The following is a 19,445-nucleotide window of genomic DNA, read 5'->3' as shown; positions in this document are numbered from 1 at the left end:
CGGCGTACCGGTCCCCCTGCCCGAAGACCTCGACTTCGGACCGCCCTTGCTCCCCGGTGTCTCCCACCGCTCACCGGACACCGGGAGATCGGCCCCGGGTACCCGGCCCCCACCTCACCTGACCGATCACGTCAACCACTTCGGCGAGGACTCCGCGTACGAGGCCGGCATGAGGAGTCCGACCCCTCCGGCGGAGGGCACACGCCCCGGCCCCCATCTCCGGGGTGGCCGGGGAAGCACGGCCGAAGCCCGGGACCTCGCTCCACAACCGTGTCGGGTCACTTCACATAGACGGCACCCCGGCGTCTCCGGTACGTGTGGTGCCCCTGCCGCGCGTTGAGCACGCGGTCCCGGGCAGGCGCGCCCCCCGGCGTCGGGGAACGGCACCCGCATGCGTCCTTGCGGACTGTTCCTTGTGCGGCGGGGCGGGCTACAGGGTTCGGAGTGCGCGACCGACGCGTTCACCCGTCCGTCCAGTCCCCGGCACAGCCTCAGTGGGTGTCCGCCTCGTTCCGCAGGGCGCGCAGCGCCAGTTCGGCGAGGACGAGAGCACCGTCGGACAGCACTCCGTCGTCGAACATGGCCCTGGCGCTGTGGTTGGGTGCTGCCGGGGCATCGCTCCCCGTGTCCACGCGGGCGCCAAGATGCAGGTAGCAGCCCGGCACTTCGTCCAGGACGAACGAAAAGTCCTCGGACGCGGCGATCGGGAACTCCATGAGCTGGAAGCGATCAGAGCCCAAGGTCTCCGATACGACGGTACGGGCGAAGTCATGATGGTCGCGGTTGTTGATCGTCACCGGGAATCCGTCCCGGAACTCGACTGCGGCCGTGAGGCCGTGAGCCGCCGCGATGCCCTCGCACAGACGCTTGGCCTGAGAGCGCAAAAGGGCGCCGGTGGCGGGCGAGAAGCTCCGCAGCGTCGCTTCGAAACGAGCTTCATCAGGGATGACGTTGAACTTGGTGCCCGCTCGGAACACACCCACCGAGAGCACCACCGGGTCGAAGATGTTGAAACGACTGGTGACCATCGTCTGCAGTGCTGTCAGCATCTCGGCCGCCACGTTCACCGGGTCCCGGGAGAGGTGAGGGAGGGAGCCATGTCCTCCGGTGCCCTCGACGACGACACGCATCTCATGCGAACCCGACATCAGCGGGCCGGGACGGCTGAAGAAGACTCCGCGCTCGCGATACGAGGAGACATGGATCCCGTACGCCGCGGCGACCCTTCGTCCCGCCGCGTCGAGCACACCCTCCGCGATCATGTGCTTGGCGCCGTCGAACCCCTCCTCTCCCGGCTGGAACATGAAGACCACGTCGCCCTGCAGCGTCTCCCGTCGTGCGCACAGCAGCCGAGCCGCCCCGACCAGCATGGCGACGTGCAGGTCGTGTCCGCACGCATGCATGACACCGTCGATCTCACTGGCGTAGTCAAGCCCTGTCGCCTCGGTGACCGGCAGTGCGTCCATGTCACCACGGAGCAGAACGGCGGGCCCCGGCCGGCCGCCGCGCAGCACCGCTGCCACCGACGTCGACGAACTGCCCAGACGGATCTCCAGGGGCAGGCCCTCCAGCGCCGCCAGCACCGCACGCTGGGTCCGCGGCAGATCGAGGCCGGTTTCCGGACGACGATGCAGCGACCGCCTCAACTCCACCAGAGCGGCCTGCAGCACCGACGCATCTCTCACTGTCGTCATGACGGTCCTCCCCACAGTCGTCCGCGCCCTGGGCGGTGGCGTCGCCGATGCACAGGCCGCGTGTCCCACACACGTCGTTCCCCAGGCGTAACACCGGACCGAACAATGTGTACGTGCTCCCCCTCACCGGGCCGGCGCCTTCGATGACGTGTGTCGGTCACGGTCTGTCCCCGACCGAGCGGAGACCCGCGTCCGCGAGCGGTACCGGGCGTGGCACGGCCTTTCCGGCATCCGCTTGAGCTGCGTCGTCGTGCGGTACGCAGGATCGCCGCGAAGCTCCGCCGCGGCCCCCGAGCGACGCCGCGCGGCCGGGTGGAGCCGCACGAGACCGACTTCTGGACGCGGTCCGGGGAAACTCACGGAAAGATCCACTCGGTCAAGTCGGTGAGCAGGGGGACTCCTTGGCCGGGGCGGCCCACTGGGCCCTCGATGCAGTGAAGCGTCCCCCTGCCGACGGGCTCGACCGGCCACACGCGCTCGTCGCGTTCATCGGCGGACACCGGGACCGCTTCGGCAGCGTCGTGCCGATCCGCAGGACGCCACCGAACACGATCGTGGGAAAGCCCCTTGACACGTCCGCGGCCCGCACGGCCTCGTCGACACTCCGGCCGGGGATACGGGACCGCTCCCCGCCTCCCGGGCCGACGGATCGCGGTCGCCTCCGCCGTCGGCCCGCTCCCCCCGGTCTGCCCCGCTCGGGCGGCCGCAGCACGCCCTTCTCCACGGGCTCCCTGCGGGCCCGCCCGGCGGCGGGCTGTCGCTCGTCCTCATGTTCCACAGAAATCGGTCCTGCCGGAGGAGAACCTGCCGGGCTGTTGCAACGTAGTACAAGTGACGGCGCAGGACGGCGTCGTAGCACCTCTTACGGCAAGGGGACCAGCCATGTCTGATCAGGTGACCGTCGACCGTAGAGAAATCGAGGAGGCCAGGACTTGGCTCATACATCAGAGCGCGCTTCTGCAGCAGGGGCTCCAGGAAGCCGAGACACGGATGGCCAAGGTGATTGCAGCCGCGTACTGCACGCCTGAATCCGATGTCAAGTTCACACCGTACTGGGGCGAATACAACATGAGCGCCAAGAACGCCATGGAGGGGCTGGAGGGCGTGGGCAGGTTCCTCTCCTCGTTCGCCCGAGGACTGGAAAAAGAGGACAGCCCTGCCGACTGCTCCGCAGATTGAGCAGTTCCACTCCCCGACAGGGGCGGTCGACACTGCTCCCGTCCTTACGGGAGATGGATACGCGGGAGATCTTCGATACTGTTCCGCAGCAGAACGCCTAATAACGTAGACGCCTGACCGGAGCAACGGAGAAGAAAAGCAAGATTACCGGTTCAAGACTACTCTCCAGGAAATCCGAAACTCATTTCGAGGCTCCTCGCAACCGCCACATCCAATTTTGCTGATAAGCGTCCTGGAATTCCTGATCGTCCGGCACGGAACGTGTGTCGAGTGTTCACCGGATTTCCGCAGTCCCTTTCCTCCGCGGGGATCGAAGCAGCGCCCGCCGGCAGTGAGGAGTGAACGGCAACAGAGCGCGGTCACGAGCTGCGCGATCGGTGTGAGCACCGGTATCCGGGCCCATCGGCCCGCGGGCCGAGCGGAACGATCGCCGACCCGATCCGGTCCCGCACGGCATCGTGCCGGCGCGAGCCCATGGACGGTGGCGCGGTTCCGGTTCGGCGACCGGGCGCTTTGAGGGCAGGTCCGGACGGGTGGGACCGGGCGTCGTCTGCGACGCGCCGGTGGCGAGTTGAACAACGAGCAGGAGAAGTCATGGAATTTCGTCGGCGGATGATCGGGACGGACACCCTCGTGACCGAGGTGCGCAGCGGGCCCGACGCGGAATGGTCGGCGGCGACCGCGCCCGTCGCGGGTTACCCGTCACCGTTCACCGAGGACTGGGAGGTGCGACAAGCCGTCGGTCACGGCGCGAAGGACGGTTCGGTCGTATTGCCGTTCCAGCCTCTTTCGTTCCGCGACTTCATGCTGTTCGAGCAGCACAACGTGAACGCCGCCCGCGGGTGGGCCCGTCGGTTCCGCCCGGGGCTGGCGCGTATCGCCGATGGTGTCGAGTCCGTCACCCGTAAGACCTTTCCGGCTTTTCGCCCCAAGCCTCTTTGGTACCGCAAGCCGATCTACTACATGAGCAACGCCTCGACGTTAGTCCCCAGTGGAACCCCGGTGGCCGCTCCGCCCTACAGTTCCGCTCTGGACTACGAACTGGAGCTTGCTTTCGTACTCCGTGCACCGCTCTACAATGCGACACCCGAGGAAGCGGTCAGAGCAATCGGCGCGTTCGTGGTCCTCTGCGACTTCAGCGCGAGGGACGTGCAGATCGCCGAGATGAACAGTAATTTCGGGCCGCAGAAGAGCAAACACTTCATGACGTCGCTCTCCAGCACCGCTGTCGAGGCGGCCGACATTCTCGACCGATGGACGACGCTGCCGTCGACCGTTTCCCTGAACGGGGAGATCGTCGCGCGGCCGGACTCCAGTTCCCCGAAGTGGAGTCTGGGCGAGATGCTCGCGCACAGTTCGGCCGGCGAGCGACTGTACCCGGGTGAACTGTGCGCGACGGGAACCTACGTGAACGGCTCCGGCATGGAAATCAACAGGTGGCTCGCTCCCGGGGACGTCCTGCGGTTGGAGATCGAGGGCGTCGGCACCATCGAGCACGCCATCGTCCCCCACGAGTAGGCGTGCGGAATCCACGGGCCGCTCTCCTGTGGCAGTAGTTCCACCGTGGTTGCCCGGACCGGACACCGGCCCGCGACCGCCCGCGGCCACGCCCGCCTGCGTGCCTCGGGCGGACGCGCCTTCGCCCGGTCGAAGTCCTGGCGGGCATTCCACGGAGCCCGTTCCTCAACCCGCCGTATCAGCCGCGCCGCCCAAGCCGTCCACACCCTCCTGACCTGCGACCGCACAAGACGGAAGAGGTCCGGTCATCAGAGTGCGGGAAGTGGCATCACTCTTCACCGTCGGAGGGAAGACCTTCCAGAAGATCCAGAAGGGTGCGCCAGTTGGTACGGGTGGCAAGTACCGCCCCTTCGACATCCCCCGCCTCACAGAGCGCGATGATTCGGTCATGCTGTGCAACCGAGTCGCGGCCGGAGATCGAAGAAAACCGAAAGTATTCCACGCGGCGCAGAACAGGCGTGTATTGCTCGAGAACGTTTCGAATGGCGTCATTGGCGCTGGCGAACACGGGGACACTGTGGAAGTCGGCGTCAGCAGCCAATGCCGCGTCCACGTCATCGTGACTCATGGCACTTGCGAACCGCTCGTTGGCCTCGCGCATAGCCGCTAGTTCCGTCGCGGAAAGGTTGGGCAAGGCCTCGCGAACGGCGAGCTCATGCATGGCTGCCGTCACCGACTGTGCGGCACGGATCGCCCGGATGTCCAAAGGGCTGACTCTCGTGTATCGCCCCGGCTTGGTCTGAACCAGCCCTACCTGCTCCAGGCGTGCCAGCGCTTCCCTGACCGGCGTGCGACTCACGCCGAGCCAAGCGACCAAGTCGCTGTCTGTCAAGCGCTCACCCGGCGCCAGCGTGCCATCTACGATGGCGTCGCGAATGGCGCGGTAAGCATCCTCCCTCAGGAGCGATCGTGAAACGAGTCCTCGACTCTGCGGTACTGGCATACGATATATTGCACGCCAACCGATAGTCACTGTCAAGAGCGTCTCGTCATCCTGTGTCACGGTGCGATCACAAGAGGTGGTGAGTGCGACGTGATCGAAGCGCGGTCGGCCGAGGCAAACGCTCTTGCACCGCCCGGGCTCGGGCAGTATCTCCTCGTTCCCGTGGGTCGTTGCGGCCCTCCCCTTGTTTTTGCCAGAGTAAAAGGGTCGGTCGATCGGAGCGAGTGTGCTGTCGATCACTACGGAGGCCATGCCCTGGTGTTCGGTCTTGCGCAGTGCTTTCCGCGGCTTCGGGGACCGCTGGGCCGGCAGTTCCACGGTTTCGTCGACGTAGCGCCGAGATGTTGTGGTGGACACCGCGAACCCGGTACCGGCCTCGGCGGACGGCTCGCTTTGCGCAGGTAGACCTGGACCAGCAGGGCTTGTCGTCCCGGGTTGAGCCCGTGTCGACCGATCCGAGCTTCTCGCGGTGAACGCGGACCAGGCCGGACACGAAGGTCAGGGTTCGATGCGACAACGGCAGCGCGGCACAGCAGGACAACGCGTGAAGCCCCTGGGCGTGGAACGATCTTGATCGAAAGTTCTTCCGCCAGAGGCTTCGCCAGATGAAAAAGACTCAGCACATAGATCGCCCGCCGGCCTGTGCGTATCAGGTCGGCGGGCGATCTTGGCTTTTATACCGAATAGATGATTGTATCACCAATTGGGGCAAAGTAGAACACAGTCCCGAATCCCACGGAATGGTGCCGCATAGTTACTCCGGAATCGGTCATCGGGTCGGTGTTGTCCACAAGACTTTCGTTTGTCCGCTGACGTGTCGGCGATGCCGTCTGTCGTCACGCTGCGGCAGGTGCGAGCCGTGCTCGAAGTCGGCGACTCGCTTGTTCCCGTCCTTGTGGTGCCCTCGGCGAAAGCACCACATGATGGGAACAGGGATGACCAGCGGTTTTGTACCGGAAGTCTGGTGGTGGAGTCATCGTTCGGCCTATCCGCGCCCGAGCAGGGGCCTGGGGACAGGTCGCTCGGACCTGTCCCCACCTCGGACGTCCCCTTTCAAGCCGAGCGACTGCGGGACTGCTTTCGACCGACCCGGGGTCACCTCCCCGGGAGTGGTGCGACTCCGTCCGCGGGAGTCTCCGTGGGTCAGATCATGCCGTCATGAGTTCGGATGTCGCCACCTTCTGTCCGAGTGGCGGGGCGGTGAGCAGTCCCATGGCGGTCTCGCCGAGGCAGTGGCGAGTTCCCTCGGCTCGACGTCGTGTCGACGAGGCGTCGATCGGTTCGTCCATGGTTCCCATGAGGACTACGCGACATCGATGGACAAGTGGGTGATGAGGTCGTCCTTCGTCTCGAACGTGAAAGCGAACGTGAGAGGACCGCCTGGAGCCTCGCTGGCGGGGGGCGCCATCATACGGCCGGCGCCGTACGAGATCGGCGTGATGACGACCTTGGGGTCCACCAGGTGAACCTTGATGAAGCCGCGGATGTCGGCCTCGGTGGCGTAGGTCGTGCCGTCGTCGACAACGGTTGCTCCGGGGGCGAATACGGCGAAAAGCGCTTCGCTGTCGTGAGCGTTGGTCGCTGTGACAAAGTTCTGGACGGTCTGGGGGAGGGTGATCACGGCCATGATTTCGTCTTCTCTCGGGTTCACCTGGCTGATCTGCACCAGGACTCGGTCTGCCGCACTGAGTTACTTTGCCCTCAGTGGCGCCCGCCATCGCAGCCGCAGTGAACAGAACGCCGTCTGCATTCGCCGGCACAACCTGCGTGCCGATCCCAGGACCCGCCTCGCATCTGACTGACTCATCCGCACCTAAGCGTTGTCCCGTGGCTGCTGGTCACGGGTGAGATGATCTTGTCGTGTCCGGTGTGATCACGGCATCGGAGCCCTCCTGGACAGCCCCGTTCACCGGGCTGAGCCCGCGGCGGTTCGGCAGGCTGGTCACCGCGCTGCGGCGTGAGGGTGCGGACCCGGTCCGCAAGGGCCGCCCCTGGAGCCTGCCGCTTGAGGACCACGTGCTCCTGGTCGCCGCGTATGGGCGCACCAACCTCACCCTGCGTCAACTGGCTTCGCTTTTCGGGGGGTCGAAGTTCGCGGCCGACCGGATCGTCGACCACCTCGGCCCGGCGCTCTCGCTCCAGCCCCGCAGACGATTCCGCGAGGACACCGTGCTCATCGTGGACGGCACCCTGGTCTCCACACGCGACCACACCATGGCCGAGCAGTCGAAGAACCACCGGTACTCCACCAACCACCAGGTCGTCGTCACCGTCGGCCACACCACGCCCTGCTCGGCATCGCCCGCCTGCGCAGCCTCGCACTGGCTGGTCCAGAGGCAACAGCACTGGTCAACCGGCATGCCGTAGATCATTTACGGGACAACGCTCAGACCCACTGCTCAGCCGACATGGCGTGGCACAGCACTAGAAGTCGGCGCTACGCGAAAGCTTCTCGTTCTCGCGAAGCTCCGCGAGTGCGTTCTCGTGCATGGCAACAACAGTTTCGTACCCAGAATTGCCGAGCACGATCCGCTGCGGCGGAACGGGTGCGTTCATCGCACTGATCACGGCCTGCACACCGCGCACGGGATCACCCGCCTGCTTACCGTTCTGGTCCACGAACGCCGCCTTGACGTCCTCGATCAGCGGCAGGTAGGCGTCGACGGTCTCGTCGACGGGCTCGTCCTGGAAGCCGGCGTAGGCCTTGGTGCGGAACCCTCCCGGCTCCACGAGGAGCACACGCACCCCGAACGGCTCGACCTCTTGACGCAGCGTCTCTGACAGCCCTTCGAGCGCGAACTTCGCCGCCGAGTAGTAGCCGAACCCCGGCCCGCCGACGAGGCCTGCCACCGACGACATGTTCACGATCCAGCCGCCGCCCCGTGCCCGCATACCCGGCAGAGCCGCCCGTACCACATCGATCACCGCGAACAGGTTCAGGTCGAACGTGCGGCGGATCATCTCTTCCTGAGCGCCCTCGACGGAGCCGAACCAACCTCGGCCCGCGTTGTTGACGAGCACGTCGATCCCACCGAACCGCTCTTCTGTCGTCTTGACCACCGCTCGCACCTGATCCGCGTCGGTCACGTCGAGCTTGAGAACCAGCACGCGGTCGCCGTACTGGTCGGCCCACTCCTGCAGTTCGGACGGCCGGCGCACGGTCAATGCCACCTGATCGCCCTGCTGCAGCGCGGCCTCGGCGTAGGCCAGGCCGAACCCTCCGGGCGTCCCACCAGTGATGAACCAAGTCTTCATGGACTTCTCCTATCGCTATAGCGTCCTATATAGCGCTACATGGTCTACCATAGCAACATGCAGAACGCACGGGATCGACTCCTGCTCGCCGCAGCGGAGTTGTTGGAGAGCGCCGGCACGGTGTCCACAAGGGCCGTGTGCGAACGAGCCGGGGTGCAGGCGCCGACGCTGTACCACCACTTCGGCAGCAAGCAGGGCCTGATCGACGCCGTGGCGAATCACGGCTTCACCCAGTACACAGCCGTCGAGAGCTCCGGCGACCCGCTCGGCGATCTGCGCGAGGGCTGGGACAGGCACGTGCGGTTCGGGCTGGAGCACCCGTCGTTCTATGGCCTGCTCTATGGCCGCGCCGAACCGGGAAAGCCCTGTGCCGTCACCGCTCCCGCCCACGCCGCGCTGCGCGAGAGGTTCAATGAAGCGGCTACGAAGGGCCTGCTGAAGGTGCCCGCGGAGGACGCTGCCGAGCAGCTCCTCGCCGCGAACGTCGGCGTGACGCTCACGTTGATCGCGCAGCCCGAGCCGGACTTCGCTCTGTCCGAACGCGTCCGCGAGGCGGCGCTGGCTGGAGCGTTGAACCTCACGTCGAAAGACGTCCTGAGGACCCGTGCAAGTGCCGCGCTCACGTTGCGCGCGTTGCTCCACGAAGATCCAGCCGACCTCACTCGTGGAGAGCACGCACTGCTGGACGAACTGCTCGATCGTCTGGCTCGCTGAGGGCTTCCCGTATCTCGTGCAGAAACCGTCGAGCCACCGCCGGCGGGTCTGCTTGTCCGGTTCCGGCGCGACTCGCGGCCTCGGCCACGACCCGGCCGATCAGGCCGAAACCGGATGCCGGCGAGCGGCTGCAAGAGGTACGGGACAGCGCTTGATCACCAGGATCCCGCGGATGACGTGGCTGTCCCGCGCCAGGTGGACGCTTCTCCTGTGATCCCCTGGTCGTGTCGGTCCAAGATCCCTCTGATTACCTGCGGGGACTCTCTTTCACACGCTCCCGCCCCTCCCCCACGGTCCTCGGAACAACGCGACATCGAGACGGCCTCGACTCGCCGAACACCGAACGGGACGAAGAATGTCCCCTGCTCCTGTCAGACGGGGGTTCCCGTCAACTCCGCAAGGCCGCTTTGGGACCGGGGAGTCTTTTCGCCCACTTTTCTGACTTTGATGGTGCGAGGATCCACGGCTTCCCCTGGAGCGCCTTCGCGATAGATGCCTTCGGGAAGAGTGTCGCGATCATGCGGGAGGAGGAAGAAGACACGGCGTCGGTACAGACCGCTGTCGGGGTCCGCCTGGGCGTCATCGCTCAGCTCGGCGTAGCCGACCATGCGGCCGTCACGAGCATAGCGGGGCTTGTTACGACGACGTGAGGTCTTGTCGAGCGCCTGGCGGACGTAGTCGAGGGTATCGAGGTTCTCCAACCACACCACGTGTTCCTCATGAGTGAGATCGCCCTCGGTCAGTAGCGAACTCATAGCTGCTGTCCCTCCTTGGTCTGCCGGGGCGGCCGGTGGCCCGCCCCGTGGGAGGGGTGCACCTTATGCCGAGCCCCCCACCCTTTCACGGTAGGTCGATCAGGGGCTGGTACACGGAAAAATTCTGGTTGCGAACGACGGTGGATGCCGACAGGTACGGTGGTTCATGACGGTGTGTCCAGCAGGGCCAAGCCGGGATAGTACTTACGCCCGTTGGATTTGATCATGTCAGCCGGGGAGGCGAGTCCGACCTCCTGCCGCACACGCGTGGCAAAGCCACGGGCACCAGCCGGACGGATGCCCTCACTGGTGCTGCACCAGGAGGCGTACGCGGTATAGAGAAGGACCTGCTCGACGCGGAGGTCCGGCTGAGTGCTGAGGTCTCGGGTGCAGCACTCGGCGAGGAAGCGGCCAATGTGATCCTCCGTATGTGCGTAGGCAGTGGTGGCGATACGAACGCGGTCGGGTCCTTCAAGGGTGTCACGGGTGGTCAGATAGTGCCTGGCGCCCTCGATAAGCCACTGAAGGATGCCGGGGCCTTCGTCGCGGACGAGTTCGAAAGCCAAGTTATCGATCTTGCGGTGATCGGGAACGGTACGTTCGAAAGGCAGCAGGCGGATACGGCGCCAGAAGGCGAAGCCACCCGTCGACACCTCGGGCCGGTGGTTCCCGAGGAGCCACAGATGATGGGTAGGGGTGAAAGAGAAGTAATCTTGGCGCATACGGCGGGCTTTGATCCTGTCTCCACCGGTCAACAGCCGCACGCGTGCTTCATCGAACTTGTCGTTGGGCTTGAGTTCGCTGCAGACGATAAGCCGGCGCCCGTGGAGTTCGGTCAGCTCCGTGGAGTGTTCGGAGAAGGCCCCACGGTCCATGAGGAAGCCGGGCGGGGCGGCATCGGCATAGTCGCCCAGAATTTGGATCATGGTGTCGAGCAGGACGCTTTTACCGTTCTTTCCCTGTCCGTGGAGGAAAGGCAGTACCTGTGCACCGACATCGCCAGTGATGGAGTAACCGAGCAGCAGGTGCAGAAAATTGATCATTTCCTGGCCTTCGGCGTCGCCACCGAACGTGTCGCGCAGGAAGCGGTGCCAGCGGGGAGTCTCGATCCGCTGTGGAGCAACACTGGTCGCTCGGGAGTGGAAATCACGCGTGGGATCCGGCTTGCGCAGTAAACCGGAATTCAGGTCGACGATTCCGGCCGGTGTACACAAAGCGTAGGGGTCGCCGTCCAGAGTGTCCGGGTCCATGGAGAGGTCCGGTGACGCTTTAGCCTGAGCGAGGAGGGATTTCATTCCGGTGGTCGACAGTGCATGCCTCTTGTGCTGGTGGAGATCCCGTTCGCTGAACAGTCCTCGGGGATCCCTTTCCGGCATGCCCTCGGCCATCTCACCAGCTGCCCACAGAGCTGCCTTCTCCCCACCGGCGCGCTTCCACCGGTAACCGTCCCAGGAAAACCAACCGAGCCCTTCGACATGACGGAACTGATCGCGATAGAGCCTGACGAAGAGCTTGGCGTTGCCCCGGTCGGTAAGAGTATCGGGGAGTGATACCGGCTTTGCCCAGGAGGGCATGGGGACTGAGGAAGTATCTGGCCGAGCGTCCAGTCCTGTCGGCGGCTCATCTGCCTGTCCAGGACCGAACCTCTGCTGAGCCGCGGCGCTTGTGTGGAAGCGCGGAGTGTCGGCGCTGCTCATGAAGGTCCTTTGAGATGGAGCGGGCGAGCCGAACCGGCGGCGAACGCGTTCGTGACGATGCGCTGATGGCGCGCCGCTTGCCAAGGGCGAACGATCTCTACCGCCTCGCACAGGAGGGTAAGCGCGATGATTTCATCCAGATGGCCTGCGGATGCAAGCTCTCCAGCGGTGTACGCAGCCTTGTTTATTTTTTCAGGGAAGGCCGCAGGCAGGCACGCGGGTCCCCTTCGATCGCGGGTCCCTTCAGCAGGGCGGATCATAGGGGCGACGACGCAGCCCTCATCCGCACACACATCCACCTGACAGGCCGGAGCGACTCGCGCATTCAAGCCGGTCGAACAGCGGAACCGCACAGCCGGGCAGGGGTTTCGGTACCGGATGCGCACGCCGCCGCGGGGGGTGCGCACTCGTCGGATGACGTCGTTGTCGGCTGGACCGGACCGGCCACGCAGCACAGCAGCACAAGCAAGGGTGTCGCAGTCCGAAGCCAGTCCGCCCAGGTCGATCGGCTCGTGCATGAGAATCCTGGAAAGCGGGCGGTCGCGTCGAGGAACCGCTGGGGCACGGACATCGATGTCAGCGGCGGCGAGGCCGGGTTTCCCACACTCTGCTCCGACTCCCCGGAAGGGAGCGGAGGTCTCCCTCCTGGCAACAGGAGTCCGACGGCCTGCTGCCAGGGGATGGGCAGGCCATCCCTGTCCGGCACACCATCGGGCCACGCTCCCTGCGTCAAGGGTGGCAGGCCAAGCAGTATCTGCAGGCTCGCTTGTCACACCAGAGCCGGGCACGTAGCCATCCTTTGCTGAGACTCGTTGGGGCAGCTTCCATCGGACCTCGACGAGAGCAGGGGCCGAAAGGACCGGTCTGCTGCCATAGCGGCGGCAGGTCGGCCGACGGGCTGCTTGAGCGGCTTTCTGCTCTTCTCGGGCAAGCTGGAACCGACCGGCGGATGCCCCTCGGGCGGTGGACATCAGCATCAGGAACACCTACGGGCTGCTGCAAACGATCCGTACGGGAGTCTTCAGGCCCTTCGGTCCCTACTTGACCCCTTCGGCATCCGAGCAGGTCAGTGTGCTTTTCCTACACCTCCGAGGGACTGAAGGGACTCAGATTCTCGATTGCCGACATTTCAGGGGCGCGTCCCGGCTCGGCGTCCCTGCACACACCTGCACCGCAGAGGGCCTAGGCATGATTCCGGCATTGGGTCTCTTGAGTCCCTGAATGGTTCAGCGCACCACTGTGACCTGCACCATGGCCAGGATCCAGGGGCAGGGACTCAAGAAAGCGCGGGGCCCCTCCTGCCCCGAAGACCAGTGAGGAACGATTCGCAGGGATCCGCTCCCAGGCCAGTCCCCGACGAGTGCCGTTCACAGGGAGCATGGCTCCCGAAAGAGGAGATCACGCCCTCGTACAAGGTCTGGCGGGCCACCTGACTGCCTGGGGAGGTAAGGGCTCGCACGTTCTTTCCTTCTACTGTCGGCGAGACAACCTGCGGCACATCCCCACAGGTGGGTGCCGAGCTGTCTTCGGTGGTTCTCGTTGCACGGAGCAAAGTGCTCCATACCGACAACGGTCACAGAGTCCGTGAAGTTCATCCGGCACAGGAGCCGGACTGGATCGGGAGCCGACCGGACCGTCAGGCAGAACGGCGAACTCCGCGCTCGAGGCTGTCCGTTGCTTCCGGACCGGACGCCGGCGCAGGAACGCCGACAGATCACAGTGAGTTGATCGACGCGACCACCTTCAGGTTCCGGAGCAGGGCCCCGTGGGTGCGCCTCCCCCACAGATACGGCAGCCGGCGGCGCGGACGGGACTCTTGCCCGGGGCGCCTCGGTGCAGGCATCGTCGTCCGGCCCGCCGATGATCCACACGAGTCCGCCTGGCCGAGGAACCTCGGTGACGGCGGAAGCATGAACGAGGCAGTGGAGGCTTTCCCTTGGTGAGCGGATCGCCGGTGTCCGAGGCGGCAGGCAGGCGGAGTGATTACTCCGCTCCCGGCCCGGAACCGCCGCGTCGAGATCGCCTCTGTCGTTCCAGTTCGGTGTAACGCGCTCGCATCGCCTCGCCGGCGGCCGGCCCATGGGCGAATACGTACGCGTCGCTGTCGTCGAGGCTCTTCCCGGTGCGGGCGTCGACCACGACGGGCTCGGCTTCCTGACCGGTCTCGGCGTCGACAAGGATCATGGACCGGTCCTGCGGGGCGAGGTGTCGGTTGCCCCAGGCGGCCAGAACGACAATCACGGGGCGCAGGGAGCGTCCGCGCTCGGTGAGGACGTACTCGTGACGAACAGGCTTCGTCTGATAGGGCCGGCGCTCCATCAGGCCTTCGGCGACCAAGGTCTTCAGCCGCGCGGTGAGCATGCTGGTGGAGATCCCCAAGCTCTGTTGGAACTGATCGAAGCGCGTATAGCCGTCGAAGGCGTCGTGGAGGATCAGCAAGGTCCACCACTCGCCGACATGCTGCACCGTGGTCGACAACGGACACTGCCGATCTTCCAGCCGGATCCGACTCGGCATGGCATCCTCCCGAGTTACTGCTAATGTGAAAGTTACTAGCTTCGATTTTAGCAGTCTCCGAGGTCTCCCCATCGTGGTGTCTGCCCGCGGGAGAGGCCCGGACGTGCCATCCGGCCCTCCCGTGTCGCGGCCGGGCCTCCTACTACAAAGCACCTGTGAGGTAGACATGACCGAACACACCGGCCCCATCGAGGTCACCGACCTGCCAGAGGTCGTCAGGCGATACCTTCGGGCCCACGACGTACACGACGTCCCCACCGTCGTGGCCACGCTCGCCGCCGAGGCCACGGTCGAGGACGACGGCCGCACTTACACGGGGTCGGCCGCCATCAAGGGCTGGCTGGAGCAGACCAACTCCGAGTACACCTACACCACCACGCTGGTCGGGGCCGAGCGCCTCGGCCTTGATCAGTACGTCGTGGTGCAGCACCTCGAAGGCGACTTCCCCGGTGGGGAGGTCGATCTGCGCTACCGCTTCGTTCTTGACGAGGACGGGCACATCGGCCGACTCGTCATCGCTCCTTGACGACCACCGGCCCGTAGCGAAGCCGATTCACTTACTCCTGGGCACGAAGAGACGTGAGAACCTCGTTCATCACCGGCGGGACTCCTGGTGGTTTCGGCCCCGCCCATGCCGTCGTCACCCCGAAGCGCGGCGACAATGTCGTACTCACCGCTCGCCGTCCGCATCCGCTCAAGGCCTGGGCCGGCTCGCACGGCGACAGGGCACTCGTCCTGCCGCTGGACGTCACCGCTCCTCCCCCAGCAGATCCGTGAGGCTGCCGAGGCCGCCGAAGAACGCTTCGGCGGCATCGACGTCCTGGTCGACAACGCCGGACGGGGCGGGTACGGCTCCCACTGTCGCCGAGCTTTCCGTTGAGTTGCCGTGGTGAGCGAGAGGCCGGTTTCGGCGGGGCAGTCCTCGAGACGAGATGGATGCGTCGTTGGATACGACGCAGGCAGCTGCGGACGGCTTGGACCAGGTAGGTGGTCGCGGAAGACGACGCAGGCGGTCGTGCCGCGCCGGATCGACTGACCTGGCTATGCCGATGCTATGGCCGGGCCGCTCTGGGAGCGGTCTGTTTTCGTGCCAGGTTTCTTCGGGGCGATGGTGCGGGGGTCGACGGCTTCCCCAGGCGCCCCTTCGCGGTAGACCCCGTTGGGGAGACTGTCGCGGTCGTGAGGCAGGAGGTAGAAGACGCGCCGTTTGTACAGGCCGCTGTCGGGGTCGGGCTCGGCGTGGTCGTCGAGTCGTGCGTAACCGACCATGCGGCCGTCACGGGCGTAGGGAGGTTTGTTGTTGCGGCGTTTGGTCTTGTCCAGAGCTTGACGGACGTAGTCGAGGGCGTCGAGGGGTTCCAGCCACACCACGTCGGCTTCGTGGATGAGGTCGCTCTCGGTCAGCAGCGAGCTCATGACTGCCGCCCCTCCTTCGTCGGTCGGCTCCGGTGAGGGAGCAGCGCTTGGTGTGTGTGCGGGTTCATGGTGTCGAGGCTGTGGTGATCAGCTGGGGCGGCTGGACTCTGCGGGTACGGGCTCAGGTGGCCATGGTAGAGCGGCCGGGGCTGGGGATGGATGTGTCGTGCTTGGGGCCGGGGCCTGCTGCGGCTGCTCATTCGGCCTCCAGGAGGGCCAGGCCGGGGTAATACTTGCGCCCGTTGGATTTGATCATGCCAGTCGGCGAGGCAAGGCCGAGTTCGGAGCGGACGCGGGTGGCGAAGGCACGGGCGGTGGCGGCGCGGATGCCTTCTTCTGTGCTGCACCAGTTCTGGTAGCGGGCGTAGAGCAGGCCTTGTTCGACGCGGAGGTCGGCGGGGCTGGCTGTGTCGCGGGTGCAGCATTCGGTGAGGAAGCGGCCGATGTGATCCTCGGTGGCGGCGTAGGCGGTGGTGGCCAGGCGGACCTGGTCGGGGCCGTCGAGGGGATCACGGGTGGCGAGGTAACGGCGTGCGCCTTCGATGAGCCATTGCAGGATGCCGGGACCTTCGTCGCGGACGAGCTCGAAGGCCAGGTTGTCGATGCGGCGTTCGGCGGGCACGGTGCGGGTGAAGGGCAGCAGGCGGATGCGACGCCAGAATGCGAATCCGCCGACGGAGACTTCCGGGCGGTGGTTGCCCAGGAGCCAGAGGTGGTGGGTGGGGGTGAAGGAGAAGTAGTCCTGTCGCATGCGGCGGGCTTTGATCTTGTCGCCGCCGGTGAGGAGCCTGACGCGGGCTTCGTCGAACTTGTCGTTGGGTTTGAGTTCGCTGCAGACCACCAGGCGGCGGCCGTGGAGTTCGGTGAGTTCGGTGGAGTGCTCAGAGAATGCTCCGCGGTCCATGAGGAAGCCGGGTGGGGCGGCGTCGGCGTAGTCGCCGAGGATTTGGAGGAGAACATCCATCAGGGCGCTTTTGCCGTTCTTGCCCTCGCCGTGCAGGAACGGCAGGACCTGGGCGCCGACGTCGCCGGTGATGGAGTAGCCGAGCAGCAGGTGGAGAAAGCTGATCATTTCCCGGCCGTCGTCGTCGCCCCCGAAGGTATCGGCGAGGAAGCGGTGCCAGCGGGGGGTGTTCATCTGCTGGGGGGCGACGCTGGTGGCCCGTGAGTGGAAGTCCCGGCTGGGGTCGGGTTTGTGGATGTGTCCGGTGTGGAGGTCGACGACACCGGCTGGAGTGCACAGGGCGTAGGGGTCGCCGTCGAGGGCGTCGGGGTCGACGGACAGGTCCGGTGAGGCTTTGGCTTGGGTGAGCAAGGCTTGGATGCCGGTCGTGGACAGGGTGCGTCGCTTGTGGCGGGCGAGTTCGCGGTCGTTGAAAACGCCGTAGGGGTCGGTGGTGGGGAGGTCTTCGGCCATTTCGCCGGCTGCCCACAAGGCTGCTTTCTCTCCGCCGGCGCGCTTCCATCGGTATCCGTCCCAGGTGAACCAGCCCAGGCCTTCCACGTGCCGGAACTGGTCGCGGTAGCGCTGGACGAACAGACGGGCGTTACCGCGGTCCGTCAGGGAGGGCGGCAGCGGCACCGCGGTCATGGAGCCGACGGGCTGGGTCTGGGCGGGGAACAGGGCGGGAGCAGTGGCTGTCTCGTCTTGCAGGCTGAGCTCCAGCATCTGCTGAGCGGCGGCCTGAGGATCGAAACGTGGCGTGCTCTCGGCGCTGCTCATGAGAGTCCTTCAGGGTTGAGCGGGCGGGCAGCCCCGGCGGTCATGCCTGTGTCGATGATCTTTTCGTTGCGAAGGGTCTGCCAGGGGCGGGCGTCGTTGGCGACGTTCAGAAGTTGTTCGCGTATCGCGTCGTGGTCGAGGTGACCGGCGGCGACGAGACCTCCCGCGGTATAGGCGGCCCGGTTGAGTTTCTCTGTGAAGCCGGTGCCTTCTGGTGCAGTTGCGCACTGCTGGACCTGTTCCATCAGCTTGCTGAGAACCCGGTCCGCCGTGCGGGGAGAGGCGCGGTGAGCTGTCCGGACAGGAAGCACGGTGGCCAGGCGGGGCTGGGGCGGCGTGATGATGTGGCCGGTGCGGGTCAGTTCGTGGTGCAGCCAGTCCGGAAGGACAGCCGGCAAGCGGGTATCGCCTTCAGCCCGGTAAGCGCCTTTCGCCGTCCGGGTGGAGGGAGCGACGATGTAGCCGCCGTGAGCTCGGATGTCGACCTGCCAGGCGAGCGCTACTTTCGGGCTGGAGCCGGTGGAACACCGGTAGCGCACAGTGGGTTGGGTGGTGCGGTACCAGACGTGCAGCCCCCCTGAGGGGGTCCGGACCCGCAACGTGTCCGTGTCGTGTGCGGGGTCCTGTTCGCCGCGTAGGGCTGCGAGGAGAGCGAGGGTGTCGAACCCGGAGGCCAGCCCATGGAGATTGACCGATTCGTGGATGGGGATACCTGGCAGGAGGCGGTTGCGGTCCGGCACAGCCGCAGGATGCGCGTCGATGTCGATGACGACGAGGTTGGCCGGCCCACAGGCGATGCCTACTCCGAATGAGGGAGTAGTACCCCACCATCTGTCGATGAGGGCTGGGTCAAGGGTCGCTGCGTGGAAGCCGTGACACCACCGGCCCTGGCGCAGGCACGGGCAGTCCTTGGCGATGTGTTTGCTGTGCCTGCACTTGCCGCAGTTGGCTGCCGGTGTCTTGCGTCCTGGTGCCAGAGGGTGGACCGGCCAGCCCTGGGCGGCGCACCAGAGAGCCAGGGTGTGGGGCTGCGTCAGCACTGCCGGAGCGGCAGGCGAGCGGCTGTCACCAGGGCGCGGCACGCGGATCTTCCTCGTTCATTTCAGCTCGGCTGGTCGGTCCCTGACGGTAGAACAGCAGGTCAAGCCTGTGGAACCTGGTGCTTCAGGGACCGAAGGGACCAGTTTCGTCAAGAGTTTAGGCCCTTGGAAGGTTGAAGGTGCCCCTCTTCACCGCGTGCCGGGGAGTTTTCTCTTTTTCGGTCCCTTGGGTCCCTTCAGCCCTGTCGGCGGCAGAAGAAATGTCTCTTATTTATCGCTTTTATCCTTCTCTGGTAGGGGCTGAAGGGACCAGAAGCTCGCATATCTGCGGTCCGGGACGGAGTGAGTGCCCCTTCAGGGACTGAAAACCCTCGGCCGGGGCGTGTCCGCGGCACTGTACTTCGGGCCCTTTGAGACCTGGAGCCGGGGCAGCGGAGGTCAGGGACTGAAGGAGGGCACCAACCAGGGACCCTTGCAGGCACCGACCTGAAAGACGTTTGCGCAGGTCAGACGAGCCAAGCCCAGCCAAGAGGGACTGAAGGGACCGAGAGCCAGGAGTTATAAGCCAGCTGGTACTTCTCTCTCACATGCGCGCGCGTACGAAGACATGAACAAAGCTAGCTGATAATTAGAGCTTTGAGTCCCTTCGGTCCCTCAAGGAAGCGCCATACCTACTCTGACCTGCGGGAATCGGGGAGGGACTGAAGCTGTGTGAGTCCCGGCACTCCACCATGAAGAGTCCCTGCTGCTTGGTCCTGCGGATCACCGACCATGCCGGTGGACTCCGCTCCGTGCTCGGGAAGCTCGGGGCACCTTTCGCGGCCTACGGGAACAGCCGCACTCTCCCGGCACGGACGTCCCCCAGCCGCTGGCCTGGTCCGAGCCCAGCCCCACACTTGCGAGTTGGTGTGTGATAGTGGGTGAGTCGTGTTTGCTCTGTTCACGGCGTTTGTTAAGCGGTGATGGTGCGGTCGGATACCAGGGTGGCGATGGC

The 19,445-nt window shown here is 65.5% G+C and carries 17 protein-coding genes and 2 pseudogenes; 6 read left to right on the top strand and 13 right to left on the bottom strand.

Annotated features, from left to right (window positions below):
- Positions 1 to 491: 491 nt before the first annotated feature.
- Positions 492 to 1,694 carry a M20 family metallopeptidase gene (locus tag ACF1DX_RS37380; protein ID WP_391795599.1) on the bottom strand — a complete coding sequence of 401 codons (1,203 nt, stop codon included), beginning with the start codon at positions 1,692 to 1,694 and terminating at the stop codon, positions 492 to 494.
- 882 nt (positions 1,695 to 2,576) lie between these two features.
- On the opposite strand from ACF1DX_RS37380, the gene ACF1DX_RS37375 reads away from it, so the two are divergent.
- Together ACF1DX_RS37375 and ACF1DX_RS37370 are read left to right on the top strand one after the other, a co-directional pair.
- Positions 2,577 to 2,873: a hypothetical protein gene (locus tag ACF1DX_RS37375; RefSeq protein WP_391795598.1), complete on the top strand. Its 297-nt coding sequence runs from the start codon at positions 2,577 to 2,579 to the stop codon at positions 2,871 to 2,873.
- Positions 2,874 to 3,467: 594 nt separating this feature from the next.
- Entirely contained in the window at positions 3,468 to 4,391 is a 924-nt protein-coding gene (locus ACF1DX_RS37370; RefSeq protein ID WP_391795597.1) for a fumarylacetoacetate hydrolase family protein, read from the top strand.
- Between the two features lie 268 nt (positions 4,392 to 4,659).
- Here the strand turns inward: ACF1DX_RS37370 and ACF1DX_RS37365 are convergent, their stop codons facing one another.
- From ACF1DX_RS37365 to ACF1DX_RS37350, 4 genes and pseudogenes are all read right to left on the bottom strand, one after another.
- Positions 4,660 to 5,334: a GntR family transcriptional regulator gene (locus ACF1DX_RS37365; RefSeq protein WP_391795622.1), complete on the bottom strand. Its 675-nt coding sequence runs from the start codon at positions 5,332 to 5,334 to the stop codon at positions 4,660 to 4,662.
- Between the two features lie 135 nt (positions 5,335 to 5,469).
- Positions 5,470 to 5,875 (bottom strand): annotated as a pseudogene (locus ACF1DX_RS37360) (transposase family protein); the annotation flags it as partial.
- A 607-nt stretch (positions 5,876 to 6,482) separates the two neighbouring features.
- A complete protein-coding gene (locus tag ACF1DX_RS37355) occupies positions 6,483 to 6,623 on the bottom strand; it encodes a hypothetical protein (RefSeq protein WP_391795596.1) in 141 nt (46 codons plus the stop codon).
- 14 nt (positions 6,624 to 6,637) lie between these two features.
- Complete coding sequence (locus ACF1DX_RS37350) at positions 6,638 to 7,000, bottom strand: nuclear transport factor 2 family protein (protein WP_391795595.1); 363 nt, start codon at positions 6,998 to 7,000, stop codon at positions 6,638 to 6,640.
- 194 nt (positions 7,001 to 7,194) lie between these two features.
- On the opposite strand from ACF1DX_RS37350, the pseudogene ACF1DX_RS37345 reads away from it, so the two are divergent.
- Positions 7,195 to 7,602, top strand: a pseudogene (locus ACF1DX_RS37345) (transposase family protein); the annotation flags it as partial.
- A gap of 156 nt (positions 7,603 to 7,758) precedes the next feature.
- Here ACF1DX_RS37345 and ACF1DX_RS37340 read toward each other — a convergent pair.
- Positions 7,759 to 8,589: an SDR family NAD(P)-dependent oxidoreductase gene (locus ACF1DX_RS37340; protein WP_391795594.1), complete on the bottom strand. Its 831-nt coding sequence runs from the start codon at positions 8,587 to 8,589 to the stop codon at positions 7,759 to 7,761.
- Between the two features lie 57 nt (positions 8,590 to 8,646).
- On the opposite strand from ACF1DX_RS37340, the gene ACF1DX_RS37335 reads away from it, so the two are divergent.
- Complete coding sequence (locus ACF1DX_RS37335) at positions 8,647 to 9,303, top strand: TetR/AcrR family transcriptional regulator (protein ID WP_391795593.1); 657 nt, start codon at positions 8,647 to 8,649, stop codon at positions 9,301 to 9,303.
- Positions 9,304 to 9,674: 371 nt separating this feature from the next.
- On the opposite strand, the gene ACF1DX_RS37330 is transcribed toward ACF1DX_RS37335, so the two are convergent.
- The 4 genes from ACF1DX_RS37330 to ACF1DX_RS37315 form a co-directional block, all read right to left on the bottom strand.
- Complete coding sequence (locus tag ACF1DX_RS37330) at positions 9,675 to 10,058, bottom strand: DUF6009 family protein (protein WP_391795592.1); 384 nt, start codon at positions 10,056 to 10,058, stop codon at positions 9,675 to 9,677.
- Between the two features lie 164 nt (positions 10,059 to 10,222).
- Positions 10,223 to 11,755: a phage/plasmid primase, P4 family gene (locus tag ACF1DX_RS37325; protein WP_391795591.1), complete on the bottom strand. Its 1,533-nt coding sequence runs from the start codon at positions 11,753 to 11,755 to the stop codon at positions 10,223 to 10,225.
- The gene (locus ACF1DX_RS37320) at positions 11,752 to 12,726 is read right to left on the bottom strand and encodes a bifunctional DNA primase/polymerase (protein ID WP_391795621.1); all 975 of its coding nucleotides are present in this window, start codon (positions 12,724 to 12,726) and stop codon (positions 11,752 to 11,754) included. The genes ACF1DX_RS37325 and ACF1DX_RS37320 overlap by 4 nt, the downstream gene beginning before the upstream one ends.
- 1,012 nt (positions 12,727 to 13,738) lie before the next feature.
- Positions 13,739 to 14,272: a winged helix-turn-helix transcriptional regulator gene (locus ACF1DX_RS37315; protein ID WP_391795590.1), complete on the bottom strand. Its 534-nt coding sequence runs from the start codon at positions 14,270 to 14,272 to the stop codon at positions 13,739 to 13,741.
- Between the two features lie 166 nt (positions 14,273 to 14,438).
- Here ACF1DX_RS37315 and ACF1DX_RS37310 point away from each other — a divergent pair, with 166 nt between their 5' ends.
- Positions 14,439 to 14,798 carry a nuclear transport factor 2 family protein gene (locus ACF1DX_RS37310; RefSeq protein WP_391795589.1) on the top strand — a complete coding sequence of 120 codons (360 nt, stop codon included), beginning with the start codon at positions 14,439 to 14,441 and terminating at the stop codon, positions 14,796 to 14,798.
- A gap of 53 nt (positions 14,799 to 14,851) precedes the next feature.
- A complete protein-coding gene (locus ACF1DX_RS37305; RefSeq protein WP_391795588.1) occupies positions 14,852 to 15,049 on the top strand; it encodes a hypothetical protein in 198 nt (65 codons plus the stop codon).
- A gap of 264 nt (positions 15,050 to 15,313) precedes the next feature.
- Here the strand turns inward: ACF1DX_RS37305 and ACF1DX_RS37300 are convergent, their stop codons facing one another.
- The 3 genes from ACF1DX_RS37300 to ACF1DX_RS37290 form a co-directional block, all read right to left on the bottom strand.
- The gene (locus ACF1DX_RS37300) at positions 15,314 to 15,688 is read right to left on the bottom strand and encodes a DUF6009 family protein (protein ID WP_391795587.1); all 375 of its coding nucleotides are present in this window, start codon (positions 15,686 to 15,688) and stop codon (positions 15,314 to 15,316) included.
- Between the two features lie 196 nt (positions 15,689 to 15,884).
- A complete protein-coding gene (locus tag ACF1DX_RS37295; protein WP_391795586.1) occupies positions 15,885 to 17,411 on the bottom strand; it encodes a phage/plasmid primase, P4 family in 1,527 nt (508 codons plus the stop codon).
- The gene (locus tag ACF1DX_RS37290; RefSeq protein ID WP_391795620.1) at positions 17,408 to 18,430 is read right to left on the bottom strand and encodes a bifunctional DNA primase/polymerase; all 1,023 of its coding nucleotides are present in this window, start codon (positions 18,428 to 18,430) and stop codon (positions 17,408 to 17,410) included. The genes ACF1DX_RS37295 and ACF1DX_RS37290 overlap by 4 nt, the downstream gene beginning before the upstream one ends.
- Positions 18,431 to 19,445 lie beyond the last annotated feature (1,015 nt).

This window comes from Streptomyces sp. NPDC014676 (assembly GCF_043084105.1).
Taxonomy (GTDB): domain Bacteria; phylum Actinomycetota; class Actinomycetes; order Streptomycetales; family Streptomycetaceae; genus Streptomyces.
Note: the sequence above shows the minus strand (reverse complement) of the source record. Positions and strands in the feature narration are given on the sequence as shown.

What these genes read in the sequence shown, in the direction of transcription:
- ACF1DX_RS37380 (WP_391795599.1), bottom strand. Translation starts at nt 1,694, where the DNA reads ATGACGACAGTGAGAGATGCGTCGGTGCTGCAGGCCGCTCTGGTGGAG.
- ACF1DX_RS37375 (WP_391795598.1), top strand. Translation starts at nt 2,577, where the DNA reads ATGTCTGATCAGGTGACCGTCGACCGTAGAGAAATCGAGGAGGCCAGG.
- ACF1DX_RS37370 (WP_391795597.1), top strand. Translation starts at nt 3,468, where the DNA reads ATGGAATTTCGTCGGCGGATGATCGGGACGGACACCCTCGTGACCGAG.
- ACF1DX_RS37365 (WP_391795622.1), bottom strand. Translation starts at nt 5,334, where the DNA reads ATGCCAGTACCGCAGAGTCGAGGACTCGTTTCACGATCGCTCCTGAGG.
- ACF1DX_RS37355 (WP_391795596.1), bottom strand. Translation starts at nt 6,623, where the DNA reads ATGGACGAACCGATCGACGCCTCGTCGACACGACGTCGAGCCGAGGGA.
- ACF1DX_RS37340 (WP_391795594.1), bottom strand. Translation starts at nt 8,589, where the DNA reads ATGAAGACTTGGTTCATCACTGGTGGGACGCCCGGAGGGTTCGGCCTG.
- ACF1DX_RS37335 (WP_391795593.1), top strand. Translation starts at nt 8,647, where the DNA reads ATGCAGAACGCACGGGATCGACTCCTGCTCGCCGCAGCGGAGTTGTTG.
- ACF1DX_RS37330 (WP_391795592.1), bottom strand. Translation starts at nt 10,058, where the DNA reads ATGAGTTCGCTACTGACCGAGGGCGATCTCACTCATGAGGAACACGTG.
- ACF1DX_RS37325 (WP_391795591.1), bottom strand. Translation starts at nt 11,755, where the DNA reads ATGAGCAGCGCCGACACTCCGCGCTTCCACACAAGCGCCGCGGCTCAG.
- ACF1DX_RS37320 (WP_391795621.1), bottom strand. Translation starts at nt 12,726, where the DNA reads ATGTCCACCGCCCGAGGGGCATCCGCCGGTCGGTTCCAGCTTGCCCGA.
- ACF1DX_RS37315 (WP_391795590.1), bottom strand. Translation starts at nt 14,272, where the DNA reads ATGCCGAGTCGGATCCGGCTGGAAGATCGGCAGTGTCCGTTGTCGACC.
- ACF1DX_RS37310 (WP_391795589.1), top strand. Translation starts at nt 14,439, where the DNA reads ATGACCGAACACACCGGCCCCATCGAGGTCACCGACCTGCCAGAGGTC.
- ACF1DX_RS37300 (WP_391795587.1), bottom strand. Translation starts at nt 15,688, where the DNA reads ATGAGCTCGCTGCTGACCGAGAGCGACCTCATCCACGAAGCCGACGTG.
- ACF1DX_RS37295 (WP_391795586.1), bottom strand. Translation starts at nt 17,411, where the DNA reads ATGAGCAGCGCCGAGAGCACGCCACGTTTCGATCCTCAGGCCGCCGCT.